This is a genomic window from Mesorhizobium sp. P2_A12, from assembly GCF_056405075.1.
Genome location: NZ_JBFUCU010000103.1, coordinates 1 through 350 on the forward strand (window position 1 = coordinate 1; position 350 = coordinate 350).

Below are 350 nucleotides of genomic sequence, written 5' to 3' on the forward strand. Positions count from 1 at the left end.
CTGCTGCCGTCCTGAGGAGATTGTCATGAAATCCATATCGAGGAGAGCAGTGCTCGGGCTTGCTGCCGCAATGCTCATGGCCGGCAGTGCCGGCGCCGTCAAGGCTGCTGCGATTGTCCAGGTCTCCCTGTGGGACAAGGGCGCGAGTACGGAGATGCCGATGGGTCTCGCTTATGCGGCGCCGGGCATTGATCTCGCCAAGGCGACCATGGGGATCAAGGCTTCCCCGGGTGCGGTGAAGGCCGGCGAGGTCACATTCAAAGTGAAGAATGACTCCAAGGACACCATTCACGAGATGATCGTGATGTACCTTGCCGCGCCCGGCAAGCTGCTTCCTTACCTTGAGGCCG

General features: G+C 60.9%; 1 protein-coding gene. It reads left to right on the forward strand.

From position 1 onward, the window contains the following. Positions 1-25: 25 nt before the first annotated feature. The coding region (locus AC1DZU_RS35700; protein WP_477292169.1) for a hypothetical protein at positions 26-350 on the forward strand (325 nt) is incomplete at its 3' end.